Raw genomic sequence first — 5,705 nt, 5'->3', positions numbered from 1 at the left:
GCGGCTATTGGGAAACCGCCAAAGATCTGGAACAGGCGCAGGTTGACAAACTCGATATGATTTGTCGCAAGCTGAACCTCCGCGCGGGGGAAACGCTGCTCGATATAGGCTGCGGCTGGGGTGGGCTCGCCCGATTCGCCGCTGAACGATATGGCGTGAAAGTGACTGGCGTGACGGTCTCGAAAGAGCAACTGGCGTTGGCCAGGGAGCGCTGTGAAGGATTGCCGGTCAACTTGATCCTTCAGGATTATCGCGATCTGCAAGGACGCTTTGATAAGATCGTCTCCGTTGGCATGTTCGAGCACGTAGGGCCCAAGAACTATAAGACGTACTTCGATACCGTCAAGCGCCTGTTGGCCCCCGAAGGTCTGTTCCTCCTGCATTCAATCGGACTAGCCGAGACCACCCAGGGAACGGACCCCTGGCTCGACAAATACATCTTCCCGAATGGGAAGCTCCCCTCTGCCAGGGAAATCTCCGACGCGGTTGAAGGCCGCTTCATCATCGAGGACTGGCATAACTTTGGCCAGGACTATGACCGTACCCTGATGGCATGGTGGAGCCGCTTCGACCAGGCGTGGCCGCGTCTCCAGTCGCGCTATAACAAGCGCTTTTACCTGATGTGGAAATATTATCTCCTTTGCTGCGCGGGTTTTTTTCGGTCGCGGCAAGGGCAGCTCTGGCAACTCGTGCTGACCCATGTTGAACGTGGGGAAACCTACCGGTCGGTCAGGTAACCACTCCATATGGGCGCCGATATCCTGCTGGATAGCATATCGGTGCCCTGCCGAACGACGCGGCAGCTTTTCCGGATCCAAACGTTGAATGTCGCGCGCAGGACCGCGGAGAATTTAACTCTCTACAAGCGCGGCTTCTTCCTCGTTTAACTTCTTCCTCGTTTAAATATCTTCAATTCATTTTCTCTAATTTCTCGAATTGAGTAAATCGATGGAAGAGGCGGACAACAGTTGAGAAGCAGCAAGCGCTTGGGGCCTCGACTGATCGAACGCGCGAAGCTTTACGTGGAGGCCGGCGCCGATATGGTCTAAACGGAGTTTCTGCTGCCAGAGGAGATCGAGCGCAAGTACGGTTCAGCGACGGCGAGCTATGTGGTGCGCGAGAAGCACTGAACACGCTCAATACACTGAACACGCTCACACCACCGTATCCCATTTCACTTCCTCTTCACGCACGATCTGCTCGATCGTGTTCTGCACCGCGCGCGACGCCGCGTTCTGCGGCACCGCGTTCGGCACGCAAAGACTGACCATGCGCCTGAGCGACGGCTCCACCAGCCGCCGCCCCAGCAACCCCGCGCCGGGCTGGCGCGCCAGCGCCCCAGAGAGGATCGAGCCGACCTCGCCTTCGCGGGCAATCGTCAACATGGTGGGCAGCGAATCGATATCGGCGACCACGTTCAACACCAGGCCTTCGCGCGCGAAGGTGCGTTCGATCAGAAGCCGCAGCCCGTTAGCCTTGCCGGGCAACACCAGCGGCACGCCCGACACGAGCGATAGCGGCACGCTGCTGCCGTTCGCATCGCCCACCCAAGGCACGCCGCACAGCGATAGATGTTCGTTGAAAAGCGGCGACACGGTGAGCCCGCGCGTTTCGGTCTCGCGAAACAGCACCGCCATGTCGAGGCGTCCGTTCGCCAGCAGCTCGATCAGATAGCCGCTCATGCTTTCGAACAGTTGCAACTGGATGTTGGGATACGTGCTCTGCAGACGATTGAACAGCGGCACCGCGATCACCGCCGCGATGCTGGTGGGCAACCCGACCGCGACTTGTCCCGACTCGCTGTGTTCGCCGCGCCGCACGTCATCGCGCATCTGTTCGAACTGTTTGAGGATGGTGCGGGCGTGCCGGTACAGGGCCATGCCGGCTTCCGTCGGACGCACGCCGGAGGGGCTGCGCAGCAGCAAAGGCACGCCGAGATCGTCTTCCATGCCGACGATCTGCTGGCTCAGCGAGGGTTGTGAAATCGACAGGCGCACCGCTGCTTTGGAGAGGCTGCCCGTATCGACGACAGTGGCGAAATACCGTAGCTGACGAACGTCCATCTGAACCCTCATGAGGCCGGAGTCCGGGCCGAGCGCGCACTCGCGCGCTCGGGCCACTCGCTCAGGCGGCAGGATATAAGCGCGGACTATAGCATCACCACGCGAGGGTTTTCAGTCGTGGAGACCCGCAGAAGGCCCCACGTTCCACGGTGCCGGGACTCGCCTGAAAGCCGATGCCGCGTGCCAGCCACAAGCGATACTCAGGACCGCCCTGCCATGGCGAGCAACCGCTGCGCCATGCGCAGATTGGCGTAGTCCACCATCTTGCCGTCGACCGATACCGCGGCGAGGCCCGCTGCCTCCGCCTGCGCCATCGCCTCGATCGTCGCTTCGGCGGCACGAACTTCCGCGTCGGTCGGTGTGAACGCGGCCTGCGTCGCGGCGATCTGCTCCGGATGAATCACCTGCTTGCCGTCGAATCCCATCGCGGCGGCCTTGAGCGCGAACGAACGGGTCAGCACCGGGTCGCGGAATGCGCCGCAGGGTCCGTCGATGGCGCGCAGATCGAACGCGCGCGCCGCGACGAGAATGCGCATCATCGGATAACTCCACAAATCGAGCGGCGCGCTGACGTAGTTGCCGATCTCGTCCCGGCGCGTGATCGCATAGCCCGGATGGGTACCGCCGACTTCGACATTGCGCGCGCCGATCGACGCCGAAAAGTCGCCGACGCCGAAATGCAGCGCAATCAATCTGCCGCCCACGGCCGCGATCGTGTCGACATTCACGACGCCGCGTGCGGTTTCGATCAGCGCCTCGATCGCGAGTGGCGGATGCGCGCCACGATAGTGGTCCACTAAGGTCTCGACCTGCTGCAACACGCGCGTGGTTTCAACCTTGGGCACGAGGATCGCATCGAGCCGCGCGGCCTCGCCTGCGAGCGCGCTGAGTTCCGCTTCGAGGACGCCCGCCTCCGTGGCATTCACGCGCACAGCCACATGTTTGGTTCCCCAATCGAGTTCCCGCAGCGCGCGTATGGCGGACGCGAGCGCCGCGCTCTTTTCGTTGGGCGGCACTGCGTCTTCCAGATCGATGAATACGGCGTCGGCCGGGCTCGCCGCAGCTGATTCCAGCATTCGCCAACGATGACCGGGTACCGCGAGCACGGCTCGCATCGGCCGCACGGCTTGCAGGTCGGCGTGCGCGCCCGTCACGAGCGGGTCCCCTGCGCATGGCCGGCGGCTCCGCTTTTCTCATCCAGTTCCGCGAGAATCCGCGCCGTATGCTCGCCGAGCGCAGGCACCGGCCGCATGACTGGCTCGACACCGGGGATTGTGATGGCCGGCAAAAACAGATCATGCGGACCGCTCTCCGTCTCAACCGCACGATACCGCTTGCGCTCCAGCACTTGCGGATGATTCAGCAGGCCTTCCACATCGTTCATCCGCCCATTGGCAATAGACGCCCGATCGAGCCTTGCGATCACCTGTTCGCTCGACAACGGCGCGAACTGCGTGGTGATCATCGTTTCCAGCACCGCGCGGTTGGCAAGCCGCAGCGAGTTCGTGACGAAGCGTGGGTCGACGGCCATCGCGGGATCCTCCAGCACGATCCGGCAAAAGCTCTGCCACTCGCGTTCGTTCTGGATTCCGAAAAAGACGCTGCCGCCGTCGCCGGCTGTAAACGGTCCGTACGGCGCAATCGTCGCATGACGCGGACCGGTACGCGCTAACGGCCGACCCGCGCCGCGCGTGTAATACGCGGGATAGCTCATCCACTCGGTCATCGCATCGAACAGCGAGACTTCGAACGCCATGCCTTTGCCAGTGCGCGCGCGTTGATGCAAGCCCATCAGGATGCCATTGAGCGCATACATGCCGGTGGCGATATCGACGATGGACAAGCCGCACTTGGCCGGCGATTCCTCCGTGCCATTGATCGACAGAAAACCGGTCTCGCACTGCACCAGCAGGTCGTACGCCTTCTTCTGACTGTACGGGCCGTCTGCCCCGTAGCCGGAGATATCGCAGGCGACCAGTCGCGGGAAACGTTCACTCAACGTTTTTGCGTCGAGCCCCTGGCGGCGTGCGGCGCCCGGGGCGAGGTTCTGGATGAAAACGTCGGCGCGCGCGAGCAGCGATTCCAGCGTCTCCTGTCCGAATTCGGTCTTGATGTCGATCGCGAGACTTTCCTTGGAGCGGTTTGCCCAGACGAACTGACTGGAGATGCCGTCCATCACCGTGTCGTAATGCCGGGCAAAATCGCCGTCCTCGGGACGTTCGATCTTGATGACCCGCGCGCCCCAGTCAGCCAGATGACGGCTCGCGAGCGGCGCGGCGATGGCCTGTTCGATCGAAACGACGAGGATGTCGTCGAGAGGATGAGTCATGAATGCTTCCCGAAGTAGTGGACTTGGATCGCTACGCGTATGAGACGCGCCGGTGCATACCGGTACGTGTTCCAGTGCGTAAAAGCCGAATGTACTGAATCATGGACGCGAGGAGGAAATACTGTTTTTGCCTACCCGTTATAGGGCGGACCTATGGCGTAAGCGCCGCGGTCGGAGCGCCGCGTGCCTGTCATCAGGCGCAATCGAAGCGCTGGACGCATGCGTGAACAGACGGGACACGACCTCCTACCCGATGCTTCGTTTAAAGTGAGTTTTCGTCGCAGGCGGGAGAAATCATTTCGTTTGATCTGACCTGTGCCGCGGCCGTATATTTTCAGCCGACCTCCTCCGGCTTGCCGCCGGATCGCCACCCATTCACGCAGGCTCAGAAAAATGACGAACGAGACAAAAGTTGCTCTGGTCACCGGTGCCGCCAGCGGCATTGGTGAAGCTACCGCACAGTTGCTGGCGAGCCGCGGCTACCGCGTTGCCATCGCCGATCTGCGCGACGACCCGGCTGCCGCCGCGGCCGAACGAATCCGCTCGAATGGCTTCGAAGCGATACCCGTCAAGGTCGACGTCGCCGACGAAGCGAGCGTCAAAGCCATGGTCGAGACGGTGGTTTCCAGTTGGGGCCGGCTCGATGTGCTGGTCAACAGCGCGGGACTCGAAAGCGCGCGGCCGTTTCTCGAGATTCCCCTTGCCGAATACCGCAAGGTGATGGACGTGAACACGATGGGCATCTGGCTGTGCTGCCAGCAGGCGATCCCGCAGATGCTCAGGCAGCAGAGCGGCTCGATCGTCAATCTGAGTTCGATTGCCGGTCAGAAAGGCGGCGGCATGCTCGGCACCGCGGCGTATGCGACCTCTAAAGGCGCGGTGATTGCATTGACCAAGTCGCTCGCCCGCGAGTTCGCCAGGTCGGGGATCCGCGTCAACGCGGTGGCCCCGGCCTTCACGCTGACGGACTTCGTGCGGCGCCAGCTCGACACCAAGCCGCCCGGCTTCATCGATACGATCTATGCGGCTACGCCAATGGGACGCGGCGCGCAGCCCGCCGAAATTGCCGCTGTAGTGGCGTTCCTCGCGTCGGACGAAGCTTCGTTCGTAACCGGGCATGTCTACAACGCCGACGGCGGCTCGGCGATTTAAGCCGGCACGCCTTCCGTATCGCGCAGTTCGGCGCCGAGCCAGTCGACGAGCGCCGCCGTTTGCGGGCGCGCCTCGAGGTGCGGCGCGACCCACAACACGAGCTTGCGCGGGCCCGGCACGAAACCGAACGGGGCGACGAGTGCGCCGGAGTCGAGTTCGTC

Annotated in this window: 5 protein-coding genes; 2 read left to right on the top strand and 3 right to left on the bottom strand. The window is 62.5% G+C overall.

The window, feature by feature from the left end; genetic code table 11:
- On the top strand, nucleotides 1–737 hold a 737-nt coding region (gene cfa / locus QOC89_RS00310; protein ID WP_323043193.1), incomplete at its 5' end, for a cyclopropane fatty acyl phospholipid synthase.
- A gap of 417 nt (nucleotides 738–1,154) precedes the next feature.
- Here cfa and QOC89_RS00305 read toward each other — a convergent pair.
- The 3 genes from QOC89_RS00305 to QOC89_RS00295 all read right to left on the bottom strand — a co-directional run bounded on the left by QOC89_RS00305 (nucleotide 1,155) and on the right by QOC89_RS00295 (nucleotide 4,392).
- The gene (locus QOC89_RS00305; RefSeq protein WP_323043192.1) at nucleotides 1,155–2,063 is read right to left on the bottom strand and encodes a LysR substrate-binding domain-containing protein; all 909 of its coding nucleotides are present in this window, start codon (nucleotides 2,061–2,063) and stop codon (nucleotides 1,155–1,157) included.
- A 200-nt stretch (nucleotides 2,064–2,263) separates the two neighbouring features.
- Complete coding sequence (locus QOC89_RS00300) at nucleotides 2,264–3,217, bottom strand: CoA ester lyase (RefSeq protein ID WP_323043191.1); 954 nt, start codon at nucleotides 3,215–3,217, stop codon at nucleotides 2,264–2,266.
- Complete coding sequence (locus tag QOC89_RS00295) at nucleotides 3,214–4,392, bottom strand: CaiB/BaiF CoA-transferase family protein (protein ID WP_323043190.1); 1,179 nt, start codon at nucleotides 4,390–4,392, stop codon at nucleotides 3,214–3,216. The genes QOC89_RS00300 and QOC89_RS00295 overlap by 4 nt, the downstream gene beginning before the upstream one ends.
- 393 nt (nucleotides 4,393–4,785) lie before the next feature.
- Here QOC89_RS00295 and QOC89_RS00290 point away from each other — a divergent pair, with 393 nt between their 5' ends.
- Entirely contained in the window at nucleotides 4,786–5,544 is a 759-nt protein-coding gene (locus QOC89_RS00290) for a 3-oxoacyl-ACP reductase family protein (RefSeq protein WP_323043189.1), read from the top strand.
- Nucleotides 5,545–5,705: the final 161 nt, after the last annotated feature.

This window comes from Paraburkholderia sp. (genome assembly GCF_034668105.1).
In the GTDB taxonomy this organism is placed as follows: Bacteria; Pseudomonadota; Gammaproteobacteria; order Burkholderiales; family Burkholderiaceae; genus Paraburkholderia.
The sequence above is the reverse complement of the archived record's forward strand: the minus strand, read 5'-3'. Positions and strand labels throughout refer to the sequence as shown.